Annotated in this window: 22 protein-coding genes and 2 pseudogenes; 12 read left to right on the forward strand and 12 right to left on the reverse strand. The window is 40.1% G+C overall.

The window, feature by feature from the left end:
• The first annotated feature begins 22 nt into the window (after nucleotides 1–22).
• The 3 genes and pseudogenes from larC (at nucleotide 23) to V7K69_RS20040 (ending at nucleotide 2,275) form a co-directional block, all read left to right on the forward strand.
• Nucleotides 23–1,309 (forward strand): nickel pincer cofactor biosynthesis protein LarC, encoded by a 1,287-nt coding sequence (gene larC / locus V7K69_RS20030; protein WP_335037430.1) that lies wholly within the window; start codon nucleotides 23–25, stop codon nucleotides 1,307–1,309.
• A 127-nt stretch (nucleotides 1,310–1,436) separates the two neighbouring features.
• Nucleotides 1,437–1,595, forward strand: a pseudogene (locus tag V7K69_RS20035) (phosphotyrosine protein phosphatase); the annotation flags it as partial.
• A complete protein-coding gene (locus V7K69_RS20040; RefSeq protein ID WP_335037433.1) occupies nucleotides 1,592–2,275 on the forward strand; it encodes a class I SAM-dependent methyltransferase in 684 nt (227 codons plus the stop codon). The pseudogene V7K69_RS20035 and the gene V7K69_RS20040, both read left to right, overlap by 4 nt.
• 37 nt (nucleotides 2,276–2,312) lie before the next feature.
• Here the strand turns inward: V7K69_RS20040 and V7K69_RS20045 are convergent, their stop codons facing one another.
• From V7K69_RS20045 to V7K69_RS20055, 3 genes and pseudogenes are all read right to left on the reverse strand, one after another.
• A complete protein-coding gene (locus tag V7K69_RS20045) occupies nucleotides 2,313–2,756 on the reverse strand; it encodes a hypothetical protein (RefSeq protein ID WP_335037435.1) in 444 nt (147 codons plus the stop codon).
• Between the two features lie 418 nt (nucleotides 2,757–3,174).
• Nucleotides 3,175–3,291: pseudogene (locus V7K69_RS20050) on the reverse strand (helix-turn-helix domain-containing protein); the annotation flags it as partial.
• 239 nt (nucleotides 3,292–3,530) lie between these two features.
• Nucleotides 3,531–4,169, reverse strand: a complete 639-nt coding sequence (locus V7K69_RS20055) for a class I SAM-dependent methyltransferase (protein ID WP_335037437.1) — start codon at nucleotides 4,167–4,169, stop codon at nucleotides 3,531–3,533.
• Nucleotides 4,170–4,542: 373 nt separating this feature from the next.
• On the opposite strand from V7K69_RS20055, the gene V7K69_RS20060 reads away from it, so the two are divergent.
• The 5 genes from V7K69_RS20060 to arsS all read left to right on the forward strand — a co-directional run bounded on the left by V7K69_RS20060 (nucleotide 4,543) and on the right by arsS (nucleotide 9,071).
• Nucleotides 4,543–4,830 (forward strand): Mo-dependent nitrogenase C-terminal domain-containing protein, encoded by a 288-nt coding sequence (locus V7K69_RS20060; protein ID WP_335037439.1) that lies wholly within the window; start codon nucleotides 4,543–4,545, stop codon nucleotides 4,828–4,830.
• Between the two features lie 194 nt (nucleotides 4,831–5,024).
• The gene (locus tag V7K69_RS20065; protein WP_335037441.1) at nucleotides 5,025–5,699 is read left to right on the forward strand and encodes a response regulator transcription factor; all 675 of its coding nucleotides are present in this window, start codon (nucleotides 5,025–5,027) and stop codon (nucleotides 5,697–5,699) included.
• A gap of 265 nt (nucleotides 5,700–5,964) precedes the next feature.
• Nucleotides 5,965–6,933: an arsenosugar biosynthesis arsenite methyltransferase ArsM gene (arsM, locus tag V7K69_RS20070; RefSeq protein ID WP_335037443.1), complete on the forward strand. Its 969-nt coding sequence runs from the start codon at nucleotides 5,965–5,967 to the stop codon at nucleotides 6,931–6,933.
• Nucleotides 6,934–7,078: 145 nt separating this feature from the next.
• Nucleotides 7,079–8,038 carry an inorganic phosphate transporter gene (locus V7K69_RS20075; RefSeq protein WP_335037445.1) on the forward strand — a complete coding sequence of 320 codons (960 nt, stop codon included), beginning with the start codon at nucleotides 7,079–7,081 and terminating at the stop codon, nucleotides 8,036–8,038.
• 43 nt (nucleotides 8,039–8,081) lie between these two features.
• The gene (gene arsS / locus V7K69_RS20080; protein WP_335037447.1) at nucleotides 8,082–9,071 is read left to right on the forward strand and encodes an arsenosugar biosynthesis radical SAM (seleno)protein ArsS; all 990 of its coding nucleotides are present in this window, start codon (nucleotides 8,082–8,084) and stop codon (nucleotides 9,069–9,071) included.
• A 178-nt stretch (nucleotides 9,072–9,249) separates the two neighbouring features.
• Here arsS and V7K69_RS20085 read toward each other — a convergent pair whose 3' ends face one another.
• Both V7K69_RS20085 and V7K69_RS20090 read right to left on the reverse strand, forming a co-directional pair.
• Nucleotides 9,250–10,746 carry a right-handed parallel beta-helix repeat-containing protein gene (locus tag V7K69_RS20085; protein WP_335037449.1) on the reverse strand — a complete coding sequence of 499 codons (1,497 nt, stop codon included), beginning with the start codon at nucleotides 10,744–10,746 and terminating at the stop codon, nucleotides 9,250–9,252.
• 8 nt (nucleotides 10,747–10,754) lie between these two features.
• Nucleotides 10,755–10,916: a hypothetical protein gene (locus V7K69_RS20090; protein WP_335037451.1), complete on the reverse strand. Its 162-nt coding sequence runs from the start codon at nucleotides 10,914–10,916 to the stop codon at nucleotides 10,755–10,757.
• Nucleotides 10,917–11,889: 973 nt separating this feature from the next.
• On the opposite strand from V7K69_RS20090, the gene V7K69_RS20095 reads away from it, so the two are divergent.
• On the forward strand, nucleotides 11,890–12,897 hold the full coding sequence (locus tag V7K69_RS20095) for a zinc-dependent alcohol dehydrogenase family protein (RefSeq protein WP_335037453.1): 1,008 nt from the start codon (nucleotides 11,890–11,892) through the stop codon (nucleotides 12,895–12,897).
• 9 nt (nucleotides 12,898–12,906) lie between these two features.
• Complete coding sequence (locus V7K69_RS20100) at nucleotides 12,907–15,156, forward strand: pentapeptide repeat-containing protein (RefSeq protein ID WP_335037455.1); 2,250 nt, start codon at nucleotides 12,907–12,909, stop codon at nucleotides 15,154–15,156.
• Nucleotides 15,157–15,203: 47 nt separating this feature from the next.
• Here the strand turns inward: V7K69_RS20100 and V7K69_RS20105 are convergent, their stop codons facing one another.
• From V7K69_RS20105 to V7K69_RS20125, 5 genes are all read right to left on the reverse strand, one after another.
• Nucleotides 15,204–16,328, reverse strand: a complete 1,125-nt coding sequence (locus tag V7K69_RS20105) for a sensor histidine kinase (protein WP_335037457.1) — start codon at nucleotides 16,326–16,328, stop codon at nucleotides 15,204–15,206.
• Between the two features lie 39 nt (nucleotides 16,329–16,367).
• Nucleotides 16,368–16,769, reverse strand: coding sequence for a hypothetical protein (locus V7K69_RS20110; protein ID WP_335037459.1), 402 nt, complete (start codon nucleotides 16,767–16,769; stop codon nucleotides 16,368–16,370).
• Nucleotides 16,770–17,270 (reverse strand): Rab family GTPase, encoded by a 501-nt coding sequence (locus V7K69_RS20115; protein ID WP_335037461.1) that lies wholly within the window; start codon nucleotides 17,268–17,270, stop codon nucleotides 16,770–16,772.
• Nucleotides 17,271–17,289: 19 nt separating this feature from the next.
• The gene (locus tag V7K69_RS20120) at nucleotides 17,290–19,074 is read right to left on the reverse strand and encodes an OmpA family protein (RefSeq protein ID WP_335037463.1); all 1,785 of its coding nucleotides are present in this window, start codon (nucleotides 19,072–19,074) and stop codon (nucleotides 17,290–17,292) included.
• A gap of 232 nt (nucleotides 19,075–19,306) precedes the next feature.
• The gene (locus V7K69_RS20125; RefSeq protein ID WP_335037534.1) at nucleotides 19,307–19,915 is read right to left on the reverse strand and encodes a hypothetical protein; all 609 of its coding nucleotides are present in this window, start codon (nucleotides 19,913–19,915) and stop codon (nucleotides 19,307–19,309) included.
• A 1,195-nt stretch (nucleotides 19,916–21,110) separates the two neighbouring features.
• On the opposite strand from V7K69_RS20125, the gene V7K69_RS20130 reads away from it, so the two are divergent.
• Nucleotides 21,111–22,925 carry a calcium-binding protein gene (locus V7K69_RS20130; protein WP_335037465.1) on the forward strand — a complete coding sequence of 605 codons (1,815 nt, stop codon included), beginning with the start codon at nucleotides 21,111–21,113 and terminating at the stop codon, nucleotides 22,923–22,925.
• A 349-nt stretch (nucleotides 22,926–23,274) separates the two neighbouring features.
• Here V7K69_RS20130 and ilvN read toward each other — a convergent pair whose 3' ends face one another.
• Entirely contained in the window at nucleotides 23,275–23,793 is a 519-nt protein-coding gene (gene ilvN / locus V7K69_RS20135; protein WP_114080075.1) for an acetolactate synthase small subunit, read from the reverse strand.
• A gap of 348 nt (nucleotides 23,794–24,141) precedes the next feature.
• On the opposite strand from ilvN, the gene V7K69_RS20140 reads away from it, so the two are divergent.
• Nucleotides 24,142–24,510: a BON domain-containing protein gene (locus tag V7K69_RS20140; RefSeq protein WP_012408559.1), complete on the forward strand. Its 369-nt coding sequence runs from the start codon at nucleotides 24,142–24,144 to the stop codon at nucleotides 24,508–24,510.
• Nucleotides 24,511–24,655: 145 nt separating this feature from the next.
• Here the strand turns inward: V7K69_RS20140 and V7K69_RS20145 are convergent, their stop codons facing one another.
• Nucleotides 24,656–25,609 carry an alpha/beta fold hydrolase gene (locus V7K69_RS20145; RefSeq protein ID WP_335037469.1) on the reverse strand — a complete coding sequence of 318 codons (954 nt, stop codon included), beginning with the start codon at nucleotides 25,607–25,609 and terminating at the stop codon, nucleotides 24,656–24,658.
• Between the last annotated feature and the right edge of the window lie 54 nt (nucleotides 25,610–25,663).

Raw genomic sequence — 25,663 nt, forward strand, 5'->3', positions numbered from 1 at the left:
AATGACTAATGACAAATTTATTATGAATAAAATTGCTTATCTTCAATGTCCGACAGGAATTTCTGGTGATATGTGCCTGGGTGCTTTGGTAAGTTTGGGTGTTCCTGTGGAGTATTTAATTGAAAAGCTCAATGGATTGGGAATTGAACAGGAATATCAGTTAAGAGCAGAACTTGTCCAACGGAATGGTCAGCAGGCAACTAAAGTTCATGTGGATTTAGTACACGATCGCCATCACCATGACCACCACGACCACGAACACAATCACCATCACACACGCCACTTGCCAGAAATAGAGCAGATGATTCTCAAAGCAGGGTTGCCATCACGGGCAGAAGCTTGGAGTTTAGCGGTATTTCGACAGCTAGCAGTCGCAGAAGGAGCGGTGCATGGGATTTCCCCTGAAAAAGTTCATTTTCATGAAGTGGGTGCGATAGATGCGATCGTAGATATTGTGGGTACTTGCCTGGGGTTAGATTGGTTGGGGATTGAGAGTAATGACGAAGGATGGCCCCTGCTTTACTGCTCGGCGTTTCCCACTGGTGGCGGTACTGTTCGGGCTGCACATGGTCAAATGGCAGTACCAGTACCAGCAGTATTAAAACTTTGGGAAATGCGGGGTTGTCCAGTTTATAGCAATGGCATTGATAGAGAACTGGTGACACCCACAGGAGCTGCGATCGCTACTACTTTGGTAAGAGATTTTGGTTCACCACCCGCGATCGCTATCAAGCAGGTAGGATTGGGAGCAGGAACCATAAATTTACCAATTCCCAATATTTTACGCCTCTGGCTGGGCGAAAGCACAAGTTTACAGTCAAATTTCAGCAATTATGGAGATACTAGCTCAAATTTAGAAACCATCTCGGTACTAGAAACCCAAATTGATGATTTAAATCCGCAAGCGATCGGCTATGTTTTTGAGGCTTTGTTTGCTGCTGGTGCAGTGGATGTTTTTACCCAAGCGATCGGTATGAAAAAGTCCCGTCCAGGGATTTTGCTGACTGTGATTTGTCATCCAGAAGATTTACTCAGTTGTGAAGCGGTTATATTCCGTGAAACTACAACTTTGGGTATTCGGCGAACAACTCAGCAACGCGCCATTTTACAACGGGAAATTCAACAAGTGGAAATTGAATATGGCAAAGTGCGGGTCAAGGTAGCATGGAAGGGACAATCACCAGAAAAAGTTATTGCCAATGTGCAACCAGAATATGAAGATTGTGCAGAATTAGCCAGAAAACATAATATTCCTTGGCGTGAAATTCAACGGTTGGCGCTACAAAATTGGTATTTGGTCAATAACTAAATCTCCTCGTTTCTATACTGCGTAAATTGGTGACAACTTAGGGACTTCCAATTAAAAAATATCCCGCTCTGCGATCGCGTAAGCGTCCCACAGAGTACCTAGGGAAGCAAGGCATTGCGCCGCGACAAAACCTCATAAAAGCAAGCTCTCAAAAATTTTTCAGCCCTTTCTTAAAGATAAAAAAATTATCTGTTTAGATATACCAGATGAATATGATTATATGGAACCAGCTTTAATTGAGTTGTTAAAACAGAAAGTTCTACCTTTATTAAAAATTAAAAAATGAATATTCAAGAAGCTTTTAATGCTGCCGCAGTAGATTACGATAGCTTACGTCGGATTCTAATTCCCTGTTTTGATGACTTTTACAAAACAGCTGTTGAAATCATCCCAAGCGATAGCACCGCACCGATAAAGGTTCTAGACTTGGGTGCTGGTACTGGACTATACTCAGGTATGGTGCAATCTGTTTTCCCAAATGCAGAGTTCACATTACTAGACTTAGCCCCCGAGATGTTAGAGAAAGCTAAGTTGAGATTTAGCAAAATGGGTAAATCTCCCAAAATCTTAATCGGTGACTACATTGAGACTGATTTGGGTAATTCATATAACCTGATAATCTCTGCCCTATCTATTCATCATCTTTCTAATTTTGACAAAGAACTTCTTTATCAACGGATTTATAATGTCCTCAATCCTGGAGGGATATTTGTTAACGCTGACCAAGTTCTCGGCAAAACTCCTGATTTAGAAGAACTTTATCGTCAAAACTGGTTAGATTCTGTCCGTGCTAAGGGTATCTCAAAAGAGGATCTTAAAGCTGCACAAAAACGCATGGAATATGATCGCATGGCAACCCTTGAGATTCAACTTAGCTGGTTGGAAGCGGCTGGATTCCAAAATGTGGATTGCTGGTACAAAAATTTTAGCTTTGCGGTTTTTGGTGGTTCTCGACCGACTATTTAACTGCTATTTTTGTTAAAAACATTCCATGCAGAATTGATTATTTAGCAGAACAGTAGCTATTAATTTCCTTAACTATTGAACTTTCTTCGGTACTACTTTTTTTCAGAGATACCAAAAAGCCCTTTGCTGCTGGTAGATTCTTTTTATCTATAGCTCCTGCTGCATTATTCAATTCTTTGCTGATATTCTGATAGAGTGTGATAAAGCGCCCTTGAAAACCTTGTAACTTTTCATCTTTAATTTCGAGGGTTTTCATCTCTTGGGCAAGTGGATCTATCTTACCAGCTAGTTCAGTTAAAGCTTTAGATCCTTTTGCTGGATTGGGGTTTTTACTAAATTCCTGACCTAGAGTGGATGCTTGATTAGCAACCTTGATGACTTTGTTACATTGGGCAACTTTACTTTCTCCACACCCTGCAAATAATAATGCGATCGCAGTAGTGACTGAAAGCATAAAACTTTGTTTAAATAAACGTTGCATAAATCCTATTATCTCCAACTATGTTTTGGGGAAGTTGGGCAGCAGAATATAGATGTCCAGCAAAAATACTTTTTTCTAAAAATAATCTTGATTTCTGTTGCCCTGTTACTTTATACTTCATTTTTTCAATAGCGTGTATGTAATTACACTTAAATAGCAAAATTTAACATTATCTAGTCGGGTTGAACTTTATTCTCGCAATTTGGGAATTAACTTCAATGTCGCAGCAGTGTTATCTGTGACATTCTTTTGTTGCGACAGCATCTGGTGATATTCAATATTGCGCCAAGAGTCAACCATATCGTTGTAGTGGGTATGGAAAGCACGCTCAAACCCAATAAACGGCTCTATTTTCAGCGTGTTTTCTATGCCCTATCCCTTATGCAGCAACCTTTATAGGTAGGTTGTCACCCTCTGAGATTAAAACGTTTTCTATTTTATAAACTGTTCGGCATACTGCCGACTCTGATAGTCCCCAGTCTAATCCAATATGATAATAAGTGCGATATTCTCTCCAGTACTGAATAACCATTAAAGACTTTATGTGATGGTTATGTGACTACCATTCCCCATTCCCCCTAAATTACTAGAGTGAATATCGAGGCCATACTAATTCGTAATTCGTAATGGGCTTCTCTGCGAGACGCTAAAAGGGAATGCCCCGCTACGCTGTTTTCATGCCCAAAGGGCTGTACGTAAGTCGTAATTAAAATATAGAGAATAATTACTGATATAATTTGTTTCCAATCTTTTACTCTTACCCATCCCTTATTTTCAAATCGGAGGTTTAGCAAAAATTGTTAGTAAGACTGGCCCTAATAAATAGTGGTGATTCAAACACAATAGCCCAGCAGAAGAGCCAAGAAGTTGACGTTGATTAGGGCTGTAGAGTCTAATTCCACGGGGAGTAAGTGGTAATAATTGAGGTTCTGCGTCTTTTTTAGAATTAATGTTAATGTCAACTAAGTTAATGTCAACTAAGTAGAAGCGTCCACCGGGAGAAAGTACCCGTGCTATCTCACTAACTACCTGTTTCGGTTCCAAATAGTGCAAGAAGCTGATAGTGCTGAAAACAGCATTAGATTGACCATCAGCAAAGGGAAGAGACTCAGCTTTGCCCTCGATATAAATTAAACGTGGACGGTGGTGGTTGCTCTGTCTTGCTAACCGCAACATATTAGCAGAGAAATCCAATCCAGTACCCCGCAGGTCAGGAAACTGAGTAGCAAGGCGCTCAAGTAAGCGGCCAGTACCACAACCGATATCAAGTACATTTGCTGGCTTTGGGAAATCGACGTACTCCAGCAAGCGTTTGTGAATGGCTCGATAAAACACTGAAGGAAAGAGCCAGTCATAACTTGGTGCCCATCGGTCAAAAAGTAGCTTTTTGTTACTGAATAAGTTATCAGTCATAAGTTTTCGCAGCTTCCTTAAAGCTTGATGCTTTTTTAGAGTAAGTTTAGCTGCACCTCCCAGAATTTGGTTATATTTTGCAGTTCGGCATCTTCTAGCCTAGCGTTTGGCACAATAAAGCGGTTCTTGACCCAGTGAGATACAGCTTTAGCCGATTCATTTGTGGTAAAAGTTTTTGGAAATGGGATAAATAATCAGGAATTTTGATCGTTGAATGTGTAGTTTACAGTATACCTAGAGATTCATTCTATCTTTGTAGAGAACGAAAAAACTAGGAATCAGTGCATAAAACTATAGAACCTAAGTGTATGTATTGATAGAGGTTCATATAGAACAAACTCAATCTAGTTTGAAATTATTAAGGTGAAAAATTATGACAAGCTTTATTCAAGTACAGTCACACAATGATTTACTACACCCAGTGCGTGAGTGGTTGGAAAAGATAGAAATTCATAACTCCAAATTGGCTCATTTATTGTGCAAAGCTATTCCTGCTCAGTGTCCCTTTGAGCAAGATATCACACTGTTTGGTCGGAAGGTATTTCATATTCCTCCGATGTGTAAATTAAATCCCCTATACGAGGAAGTGGTTAGTTTGCGTTTTAAAGCGCTCTGTTATCTTGCCGATAAATGTGGTGAAGATGTCACAAGCTATTGCTAATAGTCGGTTTGATCGTTCTTTGATTAAGCAATCACCGGTATTTTCAAATATACTGTTGTTACTTACTCAGGTTTATACTAAGCTAACGTACACCTAATTTAGATGTTTGGCTATGTAAGTAGCTGGCACCTCGCTCAAGTGTTTCCAGACCGTATTGTTGCTTACCGTACCCTGCTGAAATCATTAACATCATCATGACGCACATCTTACTGGTTGAAGATGAAGTCAAACTGGCGCGATTTGTCGAATTAGAATTAAATTATGAAGGCTATCAAGTCAGTATTGCCTACGATGGATTAACTGCACTCACCGCAGCGCGTGAGTTACATCTAGATTTAGTAATTGTAGACTGGGTGTTGCCTGGCTTATCGGGGTTAGAAATTTGCCACCACCTGCGAAATATTAGTAATAAATTGCCAATAATATTATTAACTGTCAAAGATGAAGTAAGCGATCGCATTGTAGGCTTAGACGCTGGTGCTGATGATTACCTCGTTAAGCCCTTCAGTGTTGATGAATTATTAGCCAGAGTTGGCACTCACCTACGAAGAAATTGGCAAGTAGACAGCGCAGATGTTTTAGAATTTGAAGACTTGAGTTTAAATCGTCGCACGCGCCAAGTGTACCGAGATCAAAGGTTAATTGAGTTAACTGCTAAGGAATTTGATTTACTCGAATATTTATTGGCTCATCCACGACAGCTAATTACCTGCGATCGCATTTTACAAGAAGTTTGGGCTTACGACTTCATGGGCGATGCCAACATCATCGAACTTCACATACGCTACCTGCGTCTGAAACTTGAAGCCAATAACGAAAAGTGTCTCATTCAAACTGTGAGTGGTGTCGGCTATAAATTGCATGATTGAATTGGGGATGGGAAAGAGGACTTGGGGACAAGGAGAATTGGGGACAAGGGGAAAGACTTGTTGTAAGTTCTAAACTTTTGTCACCTTGTCCCCCTGCTCCCTGCTCCCTCATCCCCTATCCCGTGTGAAATAACGATAAAACCTCAAAGTTTTCTGTTCTAAGAAGATTTGGGGGTTTTTGGCAATTTGAGCAATAACTCATCCAACTCAGGGTTAATTATATTAGGATGCACAAAGCTGTCATCATCTAAAAATCTAAAACTGCATGACTTATCTAGAAACAGCGGCGCAATTCTACCGCGAAGTTGCCGAAACCCCGCAAGTTGGACTTTGTTGTGTGCAAAGTACACCCCTGCAACTACCAGGATTGAAAATTCCTTTGGCTATGCAGGAAATGAACTATGGTTGTGGCACTACCGTTCACTCCACCGAACTAGGAAATCAGCCTACTGTGCTTTATGTCGGCGTTGGTGGCGGCTTAGAAGCGTTGCAATTCGCTTATTTTTCCCGGTATGCAGGTGCTGTAATTGCCGTTGAACCGGTTGGGGCCATGCGGGAAGCAGCTGCACGCAATCTGGAAATTGCTGCTCAAGAAAACCCGTGGTTTGACACGAGTTTTGTAGAAATCTGCGAAGGTGATGCTTTTAACTTACCCGTTGCGGATGCTAGCGTTGATATCGTGGCGCAGAATTGCCTTTTCAACATCTTTGAACCAGAAGATTTAAACCGTGCTTTAAAAGAAGCCTATCGGGTATTAAAACCAGGCGGACGTTTGCAGATGAGCGATCCAATTGCTACTAGTCAAATTCCAGCACATCTTCAACAAGATGAACGACTCAGAGCCATGTGTTTATCAGGCGCACTCACATATCAAGAGTATACTGAACGGATTACAAATGCTGGCTTTGGTCAAGTTGAAATTCGTGCCCGTCGTCCTTATCGTCTACTAGATTGCCAGACTTATAATTTAGATGAACACCTACTTTTAGAAAGCCTGGATTCTGTATCCTTTAAAGTTGCTATTCCCGAAGATGGTGCTTGTATTTTCACGGGAAAAACAGCAATTTATGCTGGCTCAGAATCCTTCTTCGACGACTCAGCAGGACATTTACTCCAGCGAGGTATTCCCGCAGCCGTGTGTGATAAAACTGCCGCCAAACTTGCGGCTATCAAGCCAGCAGAAATAATTGTTACCAATTCAACCTGGCACTATAGCGGTGGTGGTTGCTGTTAATTTCTGAAAAAAGAATTCAGGTGTCAGGAGTCAGAATTATTCTTAATTCTGCACAACTGGAAAATGAATGCACAATTTGAATGTTTAACTCTGTGTATTCTTAATTCTGAATTCTCGATTTGACTTCTTCTTTATAAACCCCAAAATGTTGTTAATTAGTTTATTTATTGCTACGCTTTTTTTAGCATATTCTAATGGTGCCAATGACAACTTTAAAGGGGTAGCAACGTTGTTTGGTAGCCGAACTAGCAGCTATCAAACAGCAATTTTGTGGGCAACTTTTACAACTTTAGGTGGTGCGGCAACTGCAACTTTTTTGGCAAGTACGCTAATTAAAAACTTCTCTGGTAAAGGACTAGTGCCTGATGCGATCGCTAATTCACCAGAATTTCATCTCGCAGTTGCGATCGCAACTGGTCTAACTGTACTGATAGCCACCCTTATGGGGTTTCCCATTTCCACAACTCACAGTTTAATAGGTGCGCTGGTTGGCGCTGGTTTAGTTGCGATCGGACTCAAAGTCAATTTTGCCGTTTTGGGAACTTCTTTTGTTTTGCCTTTATTTCTCAGTCCGATCATTGCTATTCCCTTCGGAGCAGCAATTTACAGCTTATCTGGCTATATCAATTCCAAATGGAACCTACCAATCAATCAGAAAATGATTGATACTTGCCATTTTCTCAGCGCCGGAGTTGTGAGTTTTGCGAGAGGATTAAATGATACTCCCAAAATTTCCTCACTCATTCTAGTTATTGAGTATTTTTCAGTTCAGGGAGGAATGATCACGATTGCGATCGCAATGGCACTTGGTGGTTTACTCAACTCCCAAAAAGTTGCTATCACCATGAGTGAAAAGATTACCTCATTGAATCCTCCTCAAGGCTTATCAGCAAATATAGTAACTGGAATTCTAGTGATTGCAGCTAGTCTGTTTGGACTTCCGGTTTCTACCACTCATGTTTCAGTTGGTTCTATTTTTGGAGTCGGTTTGACTGGCAAAAAAGCCAATATGCGTGTATTTTATCAGATACTATTATCGTGGATTTTAACTTTACCTATTGCTGCAATTATTAGTGGAATAATTTACCGATTATTACAAGGTTAGAGAAATTGAGTATATTTTTGCCATATTTAAGGAATAGTAGCTAATGCAAACTCAATCAAAAATTACACCATTTAAAAATAAACTAAATTTCCCTTTGACAAAAAAGGGGATCGCTGTTTTACAAATTAATCTAGGTAAGCGTTGTAACCTTGCCTGTACACACTGTCATGTCGAAGCTGGGCCAAAACGTACAGAAGAACTTTCTCCTGAAATTTGCGAACAATTGATTTCACTAATCCATAAATTTCCCGAAATTAAAATTGTGGATTTAACTGGTGGCGCACCAGAAATGAATTATGGATTTAAGGCATTAGTAGAAGCAGCAAGAGCAACCGGCAAGCAGGTTATTGTCCGGTCTAATTTGACTATTTATTTTGAAGATGGATTTGCTGATTTACCAGAATATTTTGCTCGACACCAGATAAGAGTTGTGGCTTCCCTACCATGCTATTTAGCAGATAATGTTGATAAAATGCGTGGTTCTGGTGTGTTTGATAGTTCAGTCAAAGCTTTGCAGTGGCTTAACAAACTCGGCTATGGTAAAGAGGAAAATTTAATTTTGGACTTGGTATTTAATCCCCAGTTACCCACTACTGAAAAGTTTTCCTTAGCTCCCGAACAGACTAACCTAGAACAAGATTACAAAATGTTCTTACAAGAACATTTTAATATTGTATTTAACAACCTCTTCACCATTACCAACCTACCAGTTGGTAGAACCAAAATACATTTAGAACGGAAAAAACTGTACAGTAGCTATTTGCAGTTTTTAGAGTCAAATTTTAATCACGGCACGGTTGAATATTTGATGTGCCGCAATGAACTTTCAATTGACTATCTAGGCAATGTATATGATTGTGACTTTAACCAGATGATGAACTTGCCTGCAAAAACTGGCAATGCTGAACCACTAACAGTTAGCAAATTGCTAGAAGCTGGCAGTCTAGACCTGATTAGTGAGATCCAAACTGCTGCTTATTGCTATGGTTGTACTGCTGGGTGTGGTTCTAGTTGTAGTGGTGCTTTGCTCTAAGGCCGCTAAAAAAAGTCTGTTACCAAAATTGTTACCAGTGCGTTGTTGTTGGGCTGTTACTTTATGATGAGATTTAGTTAAGCTCCTCACACCACACTGAAAGCCGTGAAACATTATAATGTTTCACGGTTTTTTCCCTTTTAACCTTTTCCCTTTCCCCAAAACCCAACAAGTACTGTTACCACTCCCATCGACCGATATCAGGTGCCGAACCAGAGTAAGGAAGTCCTACATTAGTTCCTCTATCCACCATCAGACTACGTGACGAAGCCGCCTTGTAGTAAGAGTTCCAACGGTCGCCTGTACCTGTAAATCTGGGATCGCCCTGGATGTTTGTCGCATTAGCCGCGAATCGGATCTGCCAAGTTGGTTTTGCTGGGTTCGTATTCCTGCGGAGATTATTAGTGAAAGCAATGTTCTTACCTCCTTGTACATCGTCTCCTTGAGAGTTCAAGAACACATTATTTTTGATCGATATCCTGTCTGCGGAGTCGATCTGTAGGCTATTCCCCAAGGTGTCGAACACGTTGTTGTGAATGTTGATGTTGGTAGCTGAATCGGGAATGAAGACGGCAGAACTGTTCCCGAAACCAAATTGAACTTTACGAGCAACATTTGCGAAAATATTATTGTGGATGTTAATGTTGTGATTTTCTATACTTCCGCCCCATGCTTTCCCTCCCCAGATCGCAATACCGAAGCCCTTATCCTGAAAGTAGGAGTCGGATATCTCAACTCCACTCAAGGCAACCTCGATTGACTCCTTAACGCTCTGTCCGTCAATATCTTTTATTCTTACGTTTCGTATCTTGAGATTACTTGGGTGTGTAGCTGTCGGCTGGTAATCATTCATTACTGCATGATTAACCATCGATAACCACGTATTACAGGTAACGTTGTAGATTTCGTTTCCATAACTCAAATTCCAAAGTTCAATAGAAGCATCCTCGCTCCACTGGGAATCAACTTCTGGAACCTGGATATTGCAATCGTGAATCTTCACGTTGCGTATATGGCCTACGTGCATGAACTTGATGCCGTATCCTTTATTTTCTCGGATAGTAATGTTGTAGATGTTAGCACCATCCAGCCCTCCAAGTCTCAAGTTACCGGTAGATGCTCCCGACACTCCATCCGCTGCGGAGTTAATAAACGTGCAATCATGTATCGTTGTGTTCTTCATCCACTTCCCCTCTGGAAGCGGCACGAACCACCACATATTGCCACGGGTAAAAACTGCACCGCTGTGCTGGAAATCTTTGAACGTGACATTAAGCATAGTCACGTTATTACGATTTTCCACCCAGACACCCGCTTTGATGGTTTTGCCATTACCGTCTATGGTGAAGCCGCTTAAGGTCTGATTGCCATCTATCGCCTCAATCATCTCCGAAGGAGCGCCGTACCTAGGGCTTGAGCCAGAGTAGCTAGGGGAGACAAGCTGAATAATGCTTCCATAATGCCAAAGGCTCCAGTCGGCGCTGCCAGTATTTACTCCTGGAGCAGGAATCGCACCGTTGCTAGTGATAGTCACGCTTGATTCACCTGCTCCCTCGATATTCACTCCCGGCGGAAGTACCGTCGCTTCCGTTTCCCTATAGACACCTGCATTCAGGTAAATCGTGTAGTTTTGATTTGGTTGAACTCGTTTTGCTGCATACGCCAACGTCTTCAATGGCTTGCCTAGCGATCCATCGCCTCCGGTGTCGCTTCCCGTGGGAGACACGTAGACGTACAAGCTCGTGGTAGATTGGGTAGCCACGACTTTTGCGCCTCCCCCGTACCTCGTACCGTAAAGCTGACGATCGCTGTTTTGTACAGATTCTGCCTCTGAAGTGGAAGCATCGGACTTATTGCTGCTATTAAACGAATGAATAACGGTAGGTGTAATGTTAGCGATCGCAGGAGTTCTCTGCGTAGTTACTAACTGAGTTGTGACTACAGTTACCAAAACAATAGTAGCTAAAGCTGCGTAGAAAAGAAGCGAGCGTAGAGTCTTTATCATTACTCAAAGGAGGGAAACGCGATGGACGCAAGGGAGCCGATAAATGAGGAAAGAATTACAGGAAAAACAATAGAAGGCTTTATTACAGGAAAAACAATAGAAGGCTTTCCACCGTAAGAAGTACTGCGGCGGCGAACTCTTCCTCGTCTTTGAAAGGAAGAAGTAAAACGACTTGGAAATTTTTATCCAGTACCTATCGATTAGATAAACTGTAAAAAACCTACCATTCTATCTTTTACCTGAGTATTAAGATTTATTCCCGTGAATTTACATCCTCTACCCTAGTAGTTCGCCAAGTGAACTTGGCGGGGTAAAGGGGAAGGGGGAAGGGGTAAAAGGTTTAAATCGAATGGCACTAAGATAAGCGCAAACCCATGATTTAACTGGCTTTTGAGTGTGGGAAGTGTGGGGAGAGGGGGGAGTGTGGGGAGTGTGGGGAGTGTGGGGGGTAAGACTTCTTCCCCGTCCTCCCACACCTCCCACACCTCCCACACCCTGCCAGCAAGGAAGTTTCAGCTTTTCTTAGTGCCATTCGGTTTAAATCCCTTACCCTTTTCCCTTTCCCCTTTACCCAGTCCTCACTTAGCATTTTTGGGTTGGCAGACTACTAGAGTCCACACTCTTAGTAAGTAAGTCGGTGAAATTAAAGCTAACTGGCTAAGGCTGTCATTGTTCATTAGTAAGGGTTTTAAGCCTATTTACGTTTCGTAACATACTTAGTTACAGCAGTTTTCCCTCAGACATAACTTTGTGTCTACCCTCTTGCGCTAAAGTTGCATAAGAACGTGCATCTAAAGCCAGGAGGAAAGAATAGTGAAAGCAGTCTTGATGACAGCAGCTGGCAGTCCTGAAGTTCTGCAAGTACAGGAAGTGCCAAACCCTGCGGTTCCCGTAGGAAATACTGAACTTTTAGTGCGTTTGGTTGCGGCTGGCATTAACCCCATTGACACTAAACTTCGTAGCCGAGGCACTTTCTACCCCGATCGCACGCCGACCATTTTAGGATGTGATGGTGCCGGTGTAGTTGAGGCTGTGGGTGCTGGTGTCCAGCGTTTTCGCCCAGGCGATGAAGTATATTTTTGCTATGGTGGGTTGGGCGCACACCAAGGAAATTATGCTGAATATACCGTTGTGGATGAACGGTTTGTGGCACGTAAACCTGTTTCTATCTCCTTTGCTGAAGCAGCCGCAGCGCCTTTAGTATTAATCACCGCCTGGGAAGCTTTATACGAACGGGGACGATTATCACCTGGGGAACGGGTTTTCATTCATGCGGGTGCTGGTGGTGTCGGTCATGTAGCAATTCAATTGGCGAAACTCAAAGGTGCTACTGTTTCTACCACAGTGGGATCTGAAGAAAAAGCTAATTTCGTCAAAGAACTCGGTGCTGATCATGTAATTTTTTACAAACAAACAGACTTTGTGCAAGCGGTATTAGATTGGACTGGCGGCGAAGGCGTAGACTTGGCTTTTGATACCGTAGGCGGCGAAACCTTTCACAAAACCTTTCCCGCAGTGCGAGTATATGGCGATATTGTGACGATTCTCGAACCAGATGCCAATACTGTTTGGAAAACTGCTAGATTACGAAATCTCCGCATTGGCTTAGAATTAATGCTGACACCAGCGTTGCTAGGATTGGAAGACAGCCTCCAGCACCATGCAGAAATTCTCGAACAATGTGCTACCTGGATCGATGAAGGCAAGTTAAAAATTCATGTTACTCACAAGTTTCCTTTAAAAGAAGCAGCTAAGGCACACCAACTAATTGAAAGCGGTTCTGTGACGGGTAAAATTGTTCTACTAATTAGCGATGATTGATCGAACAATTTGCATAATTTATTTTTTAAACATAGATGCACCCAGAGGTTAAACGCAAAGATACCTAGAAAGCTCTCTCTGCGTACCTCTGCGCTTCTCTTTGCGTTCCTTTGCGTTTTACTTCTCCTCCTCCCCCTACCTACTTCAGCAGCACAAACGCAACCAGAACGCACACCCTTAACTCTAGAATTATTACAAGAACGTCTACGCACACCCACACTCCGCGAAGGCAATTTGACCGTAGATTTGCAGAAGATGGTGATTGATTTGCGCCCCGAAAACGCTAGCTTTCGTGATGCTTTTTACCAACTATTGCGAAAAGAGCTAGGTACAAAACCTCTGGGTTTAGACCTCAGCTATGCCCTGATTTTAGGGGATTTTGTGGGTAGCGATTTGGGTTTAAGAACCTCCTTATACGCCCAAGCTATTGCTCCGATTTTCACAGCTACTGAAAAAGAAGAATTAGAGCGTTTGCGCTTTATTTGTCTAGAATCACTAGCAAACTCCAAAGATTGTCGATCGCTTTTAGGAACAGAGCCAACCTCATCCAGTGAAATTGCTGTCTTTCGTGGTGTCTTGAAACTGGTGCAAACTCGCTTCAATGGCGAAATGAAGTTCTCTAATACATTCTTTCTTCAGTCTGTGGATGCTCAAGGTGCAACTTTTCTCCAATCCACGAATTGGGCTGAAACCCGGTTTGGTCGTCCCGTCAGCTTTAGTGGTACTAAATTCAAGCAACCAATTAATTTTCAGGGCAGTATTTTTTTTGAAAAAGCTAATTTTAAACAAACCCAATTTCAAGAATTCGCTGATTTCCAGGGGAGTATCTTTGAAAAGATCGCCAATTTCAACCAAGCAAGTTTTAAGCAATTGGCTAAATTTAGTAGTGTGCAATGGCAGGAAAATGCTGATTTTTCTGATGTCCGCTTTGGCAATCAAGCCCAGTTTACTAAAGCAAATTTTAATCAGTTTCTCTTTTTAACAGATGCGACTTTTGAGCAAGCTCTCATATTTCGAGAAGTGGAGTTTAATCAATCAGTTAATTTACAAGGTGCAAGTATTCTCAACCAAGCAGATTTTAGCGATGCCAGATTTTCTAAAGAAGCTTGTCTAAGCGTACCTGGTTTAACTTTTAACTCTAACCAAGCAAAAATTTTAGGTAATCCCGGTCAAATTGGGAAGATGTTCTGCATTCCTACATTGCAAGGTAATCAAAATATCTTGCGGAATTTGGGGCAAAATTTCCGTCAGCAACAACAAGTTGCCGATGCTAATGAACTGGAATACACAAAACAACAGCTGCGATTAGTAGAAATGAGTCGCCTTTTGACAGCTACAAATATTAATAGTGCAAGTGTTGCAAGTTTGATTAAACTGGGTTTTTCCCCAACTCAAGCCACAGCGATCGCCCAGCGTCGTCTAGTCAAATCCTTTCGCAACAGTAGTGAGTTATTGACTTTAGCAGACATCGGTTTAGAAAAATACACACAACTCAGCGTAGATGTGCAACGGCTTATCGCTAGTCATCGCTTAATTGTTGGTGAATCCCTTTCTATTGGTGGGTGGTTACTGCAAGCTTGGAGTTGGTTGGGATTGAGTGTACTGCTGTTGTTGAGTGGCTATGGGACAAATTTTTGGTTAGTGTTTGGCGTGGGAGGAGTTGCGATCGCCTATTTTGGCTTACTATTTTGGCTAGTGGATCGCTATCGCCGCCTGCATCCTGTAGCAATTATTCCCACATCTTACGAAACCATTGCGATATTAGTCAGTTTTAGCGTTTTAGAATTCTTGAGTTTACTAGCCATCTTTCGCAATGCTCAACAACCTTGGCTGACACTGGGGTGTCTTTTCATAATTCTTGTCCCCGTACCACTGGCATTATTGATCCGACTTTACCAACAAGGTCGTTATCACGATTTAATGAACGTTTCTTACTTCACCGAAGATGGCACATTTCGCCAGTTACGATTGTTGATTGGGCGTTTACCAGTGATACCAAGAAATCAGACATTTCGTGAACGATATATGCCTCTACTGAGCGATCGCCGTTGGAACTGGCTCAATTACTATGATTTTAGTCTCAACAACTTAGTGAAATTAGGATTTAACGACATTCGCCTGCGAGACGAACACTTACCAGGCATCATCTCTGCCCTTGCTTGGTATGAATGGAGTTTAGGTGTAATTTACATTACTCTTGTTTTGTGGACTCTTTCTCGTACAATTCCGGGATTAAATTTGCTAATTTATCTGAAGTAGCTCACCACGCGATTAGCGGTAATGAATCTATTAAATGAGGATACTTTTTAACTCATCATTGATGCTAGTCTTGGCAAGCGAAACCAAAATCTAGAACCACCTTCAAGACGAGGTAAATAACCAATCATACCGCCCCAGCGTTCAAGTGTGATTCTACAAAAATAAAGACCTAAGCCAGCTCTCCCTGATTTACCTTTGCCTTGAGAAAACTTTTGAAATAAATTTTTTTCCATTTCTGGCGGTACACCCAAACCACAGTCATCTATAGTAACTAAAACATATTGTCCATCCAGTTGTAGACCAATAGTCACAATAGAATCTGGTTTACTATATCTATAAGCATTTTCTAGTAGATTAGAAATTACTCTATCTAAACGAGATTTATCTGCCATAACTTTCCAATCTGTTGTCATATCAATATTGTTAGCAAGCTGTAATTGTATATTATTAAGGGCAAAGTTCAGTTTTGAAAACTCAATTACCTCTTGTATAGAACTTAAAATATTAGGTGCTTTTTCAATATCGATATGAGAATTTTCTGTTAACATTGCCTCTGTAGAAAAAGTGTCTAAAATATCTTTAATCAGCATCTCTTGTTTTAGACATTGCTTTATACCAGTTTCTAAATATTCTTTTCCTTTAGGTGTTAAGTTTTCAAATTCTAGTAATGCAAAACAGCAGTTAATAGCGCTCAATTCTACTGCTATATCATGGATAAGACAATGAATTAGAACATCTTTTTTTTGATTATCCTTAAGTAATTGCTGATAAATCAATTTATATTCTCTAGCTTTTTGAAGAATATACTGCTGTTCTTGATAAGTGTCTTCCAACGCCTCAATCAATAAAAATTTCTTATTATCCACCCAAATAGCATAAGCTTTAAATTGATATTCTTGTCCAGTTGCATCTATTTCAATCCATAAACCGGAACTGAGTTTTTTAGTATTATTGTTAGTCCAAAATTTTTCGGCATCAATTAAAAAATTATTTAAAAAAGAAAACTCTTCATGTGGTATTGAAATATTCATTCCTGATGCTAAATTATTACAAGAAAATTGATTTAACCAATCAGGTAAATTACCAGTAATTTTAAATAAATCTGCATCAATTTTCTCTAACACTAGAATGTTCAAGGCAGTGAGCATATCATTCGCGATCGATGTATTCATGAGTTCAACCGGATACAATCAATTAATTTTGACTTTAGGTTAGTAATTTAACTTTTTATTTAATTTTTCCTGTAATAGTCTGAAATCATTTGTTTTTTGCTGAATAGGAAAGAGGTAGTCTCTATCACAGCTACTATCTAACAGCAATACCCAATCTGCTTCCTTCGTCGGTAATATATGAACATCTATACAACTGCCATACTCTGTTTGAATGAATGGTAGAAATATGGAAGTATCATCTAATGGGAGTAACCCTTCTAGAAAAACAACTTGCTCTTTTGCATTTTTGCCTTTATGGAGGTTTGTAATTCCATAAGCTGCCAATTTACCACCCCAAGTCAATAGGCTACCATCTTTATTAACCAACAGATAGCCAAGAGAAGACTCTGATGTTAGCAAATTTAGAATATAGGCAATTACAAAAACAGGGACATCCAACATTTAGCAATCCAATATTTTTTTAGCGAGAGTTTGAAAAGCTTCTTCTACACCAATACCATGTTTGGCACTTGTTTTAATCACAGTCCAACCCTTTTGTGTAACATTATCTATCTCAGCAGATTCAATTTCCCATTCATCCGTTATATCCAACTTATTTATGACTAAAACAAAGGGAACTAGACCAATGGCATCTTCTATTTTTATTTGCAAATCAAAAGCTTTTTGTAAAGTATTGTATCTGGTACCATCTACAACTAATAAATAACCAGCAGAACCTCGCAAATAAGACATTTGTAATTCTTGAAACTCATCTTCTCCATAGATATCCCAAAGGATAAGATTTAATTTTTTATCTTGAATTTCTATAGTTTTTTTGTCAATTTTTACACCCACAGTAGTATGATATTTTTCCGAAAAAATACTATGGACGAACATTGCTACTAAACTAGTTTTACCTGTAGCAAATGCACCTATCATACAAACTTTCTTTTGAATAACCATAAATTGATATAACTTAACTTTATTTAGAGATATTATTTATTAATACTTTGAAAGATACTCTCCGATTAAATTCTTTAGATTCTGGTGTTAATTCTGGCTGGGAAGTTAGGCTAGAAATTACAGTTAGTGCTTGAAATTGGTTTGTCTTGATTCCTTGGGATATTAAATAAGATAGAATTCTATAAGCGCGGCCTTGACTGAGTGGTCTATTTCTTCGTTCTGTTCCAGCACTATTAGTATGTCCAATTATTTGAATTTGGACATTTTTACCTAAATACTTGGCAATATCTAAACATTTGCGGATTGATAAAAGCAAATTAGGCAATTTGTCAATTTCACCAGGCATCAACTCAGTTGTTCCTTCTGTAAAAAAAAGTATTTCTTTTTCTATCTTGATTTTAGATAACTCTAACTCGCTAAGTTCTATTTCTACGAGTTTTTGGTCTTGAAATTGGGTGATCCCAGGAATAAATATCCATGACTTCCGTGCTTCTAAAATCCATTTACGGGGTGCATAACCAGTTAGATTCAGAATACCGTTGTTATCAACCGTTAATGATACAGTTTGGGGAGGATGCAACAATTTTTCAACTCTTTTGGCAGTAAATTGTGGCTCCAAAGAAAGATAAGGTTGCCACTGGCTAATTACTATTTTGGGATTAAGATTTGTTTGTTGTATTAGTGTATTGGGATCTACTGCTAAGGGATCGCGCATTCCCGAAATAAAATATTTGCCAAAAGCTTGCTTGGTGTTAATCACAACAATTCCTGGCAGAGAGTTGAGTTTTTGGAGATATGCTTGCCAACGAAGTTGTTCTCTTATCGCAAAAAAGCCCCAAGTCCCACAAGCGATCGCGATCGCACCCAAGAAAGCCCAGGCATAGGTATAATTTTTTTTAGCCGTAGATTTATACTGAACTACCAGACAAGCTTCTAAATAAGGCAGGCTGGCCTGAAATGCTTCTGTTTCCCCTGTGAAATTTTGAATTTCTCTACCTAGCTTCAGGTGAATTTTTTCTATCGCTTCTTGCAAAACTAACCTTAATTCTTGGGGAGGATTCCCTCGAATCATCGCTGCTACTAGAGCTTGCGGCCCCTCTTCAATCCAAATCATTACTTCTCCAAAGCGTAAACTTTTTAGTCCATCTACTTTTTGTACCCTAAAGGAATCTTTGATAAAATCCTGGATAGCTGTCAACATTGCAGCTACTAAATCTGGATCTTGAACTGTTACCTGCGTTGTTACTAAATGTTGCAGCAATAATCCCGATTTTTTATGAATCAAAAATATTTGTTCCACTTGATAAACTAGCGTCCGTAACAGCACAATTTCCGCAAATGATTTTCCTGTGCGTTGCGCTTCTAGCCTCCATTTAAAGCTCTGTGGAGACAAGCTATGTTCCAAAGTTTGATTCATCGATTGCATCATTTCCTCAAGAGCCGTGGAAATCGCCTTGCGAGTAGCTGGCCCAATAACTGGAAATAATGTATCTGCAAGCACATGGTGGTCTTGTTTAACAGAAACTTCAATGGCATTTTCTACAGTTGATACCATTACTTCCCCAAGTTGTTTATCTTGCTTTGAGCGCAAAATAACAGCTTCTGGAAGCATCTTGCTAATATCTTCTGGTAGAATTTGAGGGTTTTCTAATCGCTCATAAAGTGTTTTAAGTTTAGTTGGCTCAATATCCAGAAGCAAACTACGGAGTATAGTTAGTTCATCATTAAGTTCAAAGGTTTGGTTGTTGCTGTTCAAACCTTCAGAGGATGCTTTCGGTATTGGATTTTGTGAATAGTCATTCATTACCAAAATTCCCCAATTCACAATTTATTATCAAGTAGCATTCTATTGTAAACACAAGAGATGTACCGATAGGTAAAAAATCTTTTAGCCCTTAGAGTAGAGGATATTTGTCAAGTATTCTTGTCGGTATTAAAACTTTTAAATTCTTTTAAGTTCCCCTTTTTAAAAGGGGTAAGGAGAATATAAAAGTGCTAAAACTCATAGTGAAAAATTTTTCAAACAACTCCTTAGCTCAAGACTTATTTTCTGCATTCAGCCGGACAGCTAACTCTGTAAACATAGCCGCAAGATTTGAACGATCCGTTTTTTCTCTGCGAAGTTCTTGCGCTTCCCGTTCTATTAAAGCTACTATTTCCTGAGATTTTTGTTGGATCTCATCTTGTAAGCTTTTAGATTGGTTGAGAATCTGCTCGCGCAATTCTCGTTGACTATTAGTCGCTTGTTCGTCAAATTGAGTAATCTTTTTTTCTAAAGATATAATTATGCTTTTACTTTCTTCAGCAACTGATTTTACCTGAGAGTCACGCTCTGTATGCTCATTTTTTAGGCGCTGTGTTAAAGAATCAACTTCTTGTTTAATATAAGTTTCTAAAGCGTCTAGACGTTTTCTTGTTTCATCTCGCACGTTGCCCAATTCCTTAATTAAACGTTCTTCTAGACGGGTAAACCTTCTTTCCGTATCCCGTATTTGATTGCCAAAAAGAATTTCTCTAACTTTATCTAAGTTTCTACCTTCACTCATGCTGTTATTACTAAATTGCAACTCATTTATGTTTGCATTCGAATTCTGTTTTTCTATATTGGATGAATTATTATTGATGTATTCTTCAGGTGAGGTCATATTGTTAATTCCTTGAGAAACTAAATTTTGGTTTAATGTTATTTTTGATACTATATCCACAGCAGAGATACTAATAAGTATAAATTATATTTATACGTAAAAAATTACATCTACTTGAATATATAGGAAAACATCCAATTTTTAGCCAAAGTAATGATGAATTTCTCAACATACCTATGGAAAACGCGATTTTTCACTCTTATCTGCAAAACCTCCTTCCACTCCTCTTCCTGTTCTGACTACGCTGTACACATAAGTTAAATTATCTCCCTTAATCTACTTAACCCAACCTACACATTTTCCTTTTTTAGGCAAAACCTATGCAGTCTTGGGGAGTATTGGATTTAAAAGACCTGAGAGGAATTATATAAAATTTATGTAAAGCTTAAGTGTCATTAAGCACTAAACTTAAATTGCTGAATACATAAATTTAACTTATGTATTTTGAAATGTATTTCTTTAGTATAAAACTATTTTATTCTATTAAACGTAATATTTCTTTGACCAAAAAATCCGATATTGCAGCCGAACGTAACGACAATATCACCATAAGTGGGAAAATATCTCAACATTCATCAAAACAATCAGTATCTTTAAAAAAATATCTACTTAAAATTTACAATAATCTTTCGATATATTAAAAATCGGATTTATTAAAATTTTAAAGATTTCATAAAGAAGTTGATACAGCCTTTTCTTTATGATATTTAAATAATTACAGATGGGTTCAAATAAGTTTGGAAAACAAACCAAATATTTTGCATAATTACTTGCCATTTGGGTAATCCATTTAGGGATTTTCGAAAAAGGAATTATCTATTTTTGTGCAATAGCTGTCTTGTTCGTCTGCAAGCCAAACCGGACTTTTCGAGCCAGTCCACAATAAATAGTGGAATATTTTTTATTTGAAATTTCCTAAGCGGTTGTTTTAAAAGTGTTTAAATGTGATTTCAGTTACTTATTGCTTTCCTCTTTTTATAAAGGAGAAACTAGAATGAAGTTTCTCAAATTTATAGAGGGATCTAGAACACTTTTATCCCAATAATGGGATTTTTAAAACATCCTCTAACCAAATCAATCATTAATGTTTTGTAAATAGGATTACGCAAATGGTAAGCCATCTGCATTGAACTGATGAATAGTTCTTTAACTGAAGCTGAAATTACGTATTAGTTAGAAATTCAGGAAAAATAACATGGCATTTATTTTCGGCGGTACAAGTGCTGACAATCTCTCTGGGACTTCGGCAAATGACACGATAGTTGGTTGGGCTGTTGATGGTAATGCCAATAGTACTTCCGGTAACGACACCTTGAATGGTGCAGCTGGTAACGATTCTCTCGCTGGTGGAACACTAAACGACAGTCTAATTGGTGGAGATGGCGATGATACACTTGATGGAGGCACAGGAAACGACACTCTAATCGGTAGTGCAGGCATTGACATATTCAAAGGTAGTCAGGGTAACGACAGTATTAATGGCGGAGATGGCATTGATAGCGCAGATTACAGTCAACTAAACCAAACCATTACCTTGTCAGGTGTCGGAACCATTCAAAAAGCTGGCGGATTAGGTCAAGACACGCTCTTTAGGGTAGAAAAGATTATTGCTAATGCTAATGTTGCTAACAACACTATAGATGCCTCGCAATCCTTGGCTGGGGTATTTATCACTGTTAACCTGCAAACCCAAAGCTTGGCTGCTAATAACGTTCCTGGTTTGGGAACACTACCATTTACTGTAGTCAACTTTGATAATGTCAGAGGCACAAATGCAAATGACATTATTGTTGGTGACAATCAAAATAACCAATTGTTTGGTAATAATGGCAACGATAGTCTAAACGGTGGAGGTGGCAATGACACTATTGATGGGGGCGCAGGTACTGACACTTTAAATGGGGCAGCAGGCGACGATACTTACATCATTGACGGTGCTGTTGACACCATTATAGAAGCTGCTAATTCAGGTACAGATGTCGTCCGATCTTCTATCAGCTACACACTGGGTTTCAATGTAGAAAATCTCAGGCTGACGGGAACTAACGCCATCAGTGGGACAGGTAACAGTCTTAACAATTTGCTCTTTGGTAATACTGCTAACAACACTATAAATGGCGGAGTAGGCAATGACACGTTAGACGGTAATTTAGGCAATGATATCCTCAATGGTGAAGATGGCAATGATAGTCTACAAGGTGGGCCAGGTAATGACATTCTCAATGGTGGATCTGGAGACGATATCCTCATCGGTACTTTTCCCGGTAGTCTGCTTCCACCTGGATTAGGGGAAACTGATACTTTGATTGGCGGAACTGGGGCAGATAGATTTATCCTGGGAGACGCTGTAAATGTTTTCTACGACGATAACAACAGTGCAAATCCTGGTTTTGAGGACTTTGCTACTATTACTGACTTCGACTCTAGCCAAGATCGAATTGAACTCAAAGGTGCTTTACAAGACTACCGTCTGCAAGTTGTTGCAAGTAATACACGAATATTCTTAGATAAACCGGGAACAGAGCCAGATGAGATCGTAGGTATTCTACAGGGGAGAAACAATGTCAGACTTGATAGTGATGACTTCCTTTTCTTTGAGGGGGAAAATGTAGGAGAAGATACAAACAACACACTAGCCAGCGCTGAAGGGTTAGGTTCCTTGTCGTCAGGCTCAAATGTTAATCTTTCGGCTCAGTTAGCAACAGTTCAACCGGGGAATAATCCCGATTTCGACTTTTTTAAATTTACTTTAGCAAATGCAGGAACTGTCAACATCAGAACAGTGACATCGGGAGATACAGTTCTCGGACTCTTTAACAGTGGTGGAACTTTAGTTAGTAGTAACGATGATGGTGGTGGTGGCGGTTCGTCATTAATTACCAGTTTCCTGAGTGCAGGTACGTACTCAATTTCAGTCAGTGATTTTCCTTCCTTCCCTCAAGATGGCGGAACTTTCTCTGGTGGCACTTTTGATCCTACTTCTTATACGTTACAAGTCAGTTTTGCTTAAGAACGTTGTTAAGGGACTGACAAATAATAAAAATATCCAACTATTGATTGTGGAGTGGGCAACATGAACCTATGTTGCCCACCCCACAAGATGGGATAATTTATTTCTTAGAAATCCCTAACTTCAAGAAGTACTAGGGACTTCCAGTTAAAAAAATATCCCATTGTAGGGGCGCAAGGCCTTGCGCCCCTACAGATATGCAAATAATTTGGGATAATTTATTTTCTGCAAGTCCCTTAACATCAGAAGGCAGATTGAAGGACACTTTTATTCCTAACAAGGGGGACATGGCGACATGTCCCCCTTATTTGACAAAAGACTATTTACAAGCCTTGATTTAAATTCCCAACTAAACTTTTGCTTCCAAAGATTTGAGTAACTCGGTATTCACGCCTGACTCACGAGTCAGGGCAATTTTGCCAGTGCGGGCGATTTCTCTTAAACCAAATTTTTGCAACACCTGCACGATCGCTACCATCTTACCTGGATCTCCCACAACTTCTAAGGTGAGAGAATCTTCTGCTACATCCACGACTCGCGCCCGGAAAATCTGAGACAGTTCAATCACTTCTGAGCGATTGCTGCTACTAGCATTCACTTTCACAAGCATCAATTCTCGCTCGACGCAAGGAGTTTCGGTAATATCCTGTACCTTGAGGACATTGACTAACTTGTATAGTTGCTTGGTGAGTTGCTCGATCACGCGATCGTCACCAGGTACAACCATTGTAATTCGGGAGACTCCTCCCTGTTCAGCAGGGCCAACAGCAAGGCTTTCAATATTAAAACCACGACGGGCGAATAAACCAGAAATGCGGGAAAGAACACCCGCCTCATCTTCTACGAGAACTGAAAGGGTATGTTTCATCTTCGCCAACAGAGGCTAGAACAGGATTTGAGGAACGCAGAAACTAGTACTGCTTTACAGAATTCACTCATTCAAAATTCAAAATTCATTGAGTTACAAACTCTTGACATTTTGTCAAATGTATGTTGGTTTCTGTTGTAGCGTACTACTGCACTAATTATCAGTGCGACCTTTTATTGTAAACTCAATAGCTGCACTCATTGCATTCTCTAGAAATAAAAAATTGGGCAGAAGTTATCCTGCAAGGAGGAATTTTAGGGAATGGATATCTTTTCATTGGTAGATGCGGCATTTTCGTAAAGCTTTTATACTCCACTCAATAAGCCTCTAATTAGGAGAAAAATTTTTATGGGTTGGTTACAAAGACTATTTGGAATGGAAAAACCTCAAAATGCAGAAGTAAATCCTACTCCGCAGTCAATAGCACAAACTCCTAGTACTAATGCTGCTCCTACTGCTACTCAATCCATACCCCCAGAACGTCTGGGATTAAGTGGCGAATATGACCAAAGTGGGTTGGCAAAGCGGGTAGCGTTGGCATTTGATGAAGATCCCCAACTCGATGATGTTAATACCCTTTGGGTTGCTCAAACGGGTAGCACTGTAGTATTGAAAGGCAAAGTTCCCAGTCAAGAAATCCTTAATAAGATGATTTCTGTAGCTCGTTCTGTGAATGGCACTACAGATGTTGACACTAACCAAGCCACGATTGGCTAGGTGTTAAGTAATTCCCAATTCGATGCTCGCAAAGATATTGGGTGGCGCGATCGCTCCCATTGCATAACAAAAGCCTCATATCTATCTCTTCAAAGAGTCGCCAACAACGCTAGCTCATGAATGCGCGGTATAAACAAAGGCCCTCTTAGACAGTTTCCGGCAAAGCTGGGAAAGTGTAAGGGGGTTGGCGGTCGCTAACCCATCTCTCAATCCAATCTACAATAGCTTGGTTGACTTGCTCAGGACATTCATCATGGGGACAATGGCCCACGTCTGCTAAATTCAGCACTTCCAATTTTTGGTTGTATTGGGCAAATCGGTTAGCAAGGGCTGGGGGAACAAACCGATCCTTTTGTCCCCAAATTAACAACATCGGAATTGTTAAGGTTGGTAATACTGTCTTCACACTAGGACTAAAGTTAATTCCGATCGCAGCTTTGAACAAAGCACTAAAAGCCCTAGCTGAACCTCTGTCTTGGGGAGGCCCAGCTAAGATTTCTATGAGTTCATCGCTAATCGCCTCTGGGTTAGCGTAGGCAAGACTAGCCCAGCGACGCAGCACCCCTGGACGGCGCACGAAGTTAAACACAGGTTTAAGAACTAATGGCGAAGCGACCACATTTTTAATTGCTCTGACAAGCGGCCGCAACACGGGAGGAATTGCTTCTTGTTCTAGGGAAGGGTCGGGTAAACTCATCATCACTATACCCAGCACCATGTCAGGATGAGCGGCGGCGGCGGCCATGGAAATCAGTGAACCGTTGGAATTGCCTACTAAAATTGCCGGTTGACGGATGAAAGTTTTCCAAAAATCGTAAACTTGCTCAACCCATAAGTCAATGCTGTAATTAGCTGCGGCTTTTTCAGAAGCGCCAAAACCCAGCATATCAATCGCATAAACTGTGTGATGTTCAGCCAACACTTCTAAATTATGTCGCCAATGACCAATGGAAGCGCCAAAGCCATGTAACAGAATCAGAGGTTGTGTTTTGTGGTTATTTTGGCTAGGGCGAATGTAAGTATAGCGGGTTTGCCAACCCCGCCAAACCCAATCTCTTTGATTTCCAACCCGTTCTTGCCAGTGCAGTGTAGTGGTCACGGTCTTCTTTAATTCATCAGCATGAAGATACTATTATTACCTGTTTCTCAATAA

It is taken from the genome of Nostoc sp., assembly GCF_036917775.1.
In the GTDB taxonomy this organism is placed as follows: domain Bacteria; phylum Cyanobacteriota; class Cyanobacteriia; order Cyanobacteriales; family Nostocaceae; genus Nostoc.

Bases quoted from the DNA above. Each gene is read 5' to 3' on its own strand.
- V7K69_RS20105 (WP_335037457.1), bottom strand. From the start codon at position 16,328: ATGAATACATCGATCGCGAATGATATGCTCACTGCCTTGAACATTCTA.
- ilvN (WP_114080075.1), bottom strand. From the start codon at position 23,793: ATGAAACATACCCTTTCAGTTCTCGTAGAAGATGAGGCGGGTGTTCTT.
- arsS (WP_335037447.1), top strand. From the start codon at position 8,082: ATGCAAACTCAATCAAAAATTACACCATTTAAAAATAAACTAAATTTC.
- V7K69_RS20060 (WP_335037439.1), top strand. From the start codon at position 4,543: ATGACAAGCTTTATTCAAGTACAGTCACACAATGATTTACTACACCCA.
- V7K69_RS20120 (WP_335037463.1), bottom strand. From the start codon at position 19,074: ATGAATGACTATTCACAAAATCCAATACCGAAAGCATCCTCTGAAGGT.
- V7K69_RS20055 (WP_335037437.1), bottom strand. From the start codon at position 4,169: ATGACTGATAACTTATTCAGTAACAAAAAGCTACTTTTTGACCGATGG.
- V7K69_RS20045 (WP_335037435.1), bottom strand. From the start codon at position 2,756: ATGCAACGTTTATTTAAACAAAGTTTTATGCTTTCAGTCACTACTGCG.
- V7K69_RS20040 (WP_335037433.1), top strand. From the start codon at position 1,592: ATGAATATTCAAGAAGCTTTTAATGCTGCCGCAGTAGATTACGATAGC.
- V7K69_RS20130 (WP_335037465.1), top strand. From the start codon at position 21,111: ATGGCATTTATTTTCGGCGGTACAAGTGCTGACAATCTCTCTGGGACT.
- V7K69_RS20090 (WP_335037451.1), bottom strand. From the start codon at position 10,916: ATGCTTCCACTTCAGAGGCAGAATCTGTACAAAACAGCGATCGTCAGC.
- V7K69_RS20110 (WP_335037459.1), bottom strand. From the start codon at position 16,769: ATGTTGGATGTCCCTGTTTTTGTAATTGCCTATATTCTAAATTTGCTA.
- V7K69_RS20125 (WP_335037534.1), bottom strand. From the start codon at position 19,915: ATGACCTCACCTGAAGAATACATCAATAATAATTCATCCAATATAGAA.
- V7K69_RS20065 (WP_335037441.1), top strand. From the start codon at position 5,025: ATGACGCACATCTTACTGGTTGAAGATGAAGTCAAACTGGCGCGATTT.
- V7K69_RS20115 (WP_335037461.1), bottom strand. From the start codon at position 17,270: ATGGTTATTCAAAAGAAAGTTTGTATGATAGGTGCATTTGCTACAGGT.
- V7K69_RS20140 (WP_012408559.1), top strand. From the start codon at position 24,142: ATGGGTTGGTTACAAAGACTATTTGGAATGGAAAAACCTCAAAATGCA.
- arsM (WP_335037443.1), top strand. From the start codon at position 5,965: ATGACTTATCTAGAAACAGCGGCGCAATTCTACCGCGAAGTTGCCGAA.
- V7K69_RS20075 (WP_335037445.1), top strand. From the start codon at position 7,079: ATGTTGTTAATTAGTTTATTTATTGCTACGCTTTTTTTAGCATATTCT.
- larC (WP_335037430.1), top strand. From the start codon at position 23: ATGAATAAAATTGCTTATCTTCAATGTCCGACAGGAATTTCTGGTGAT.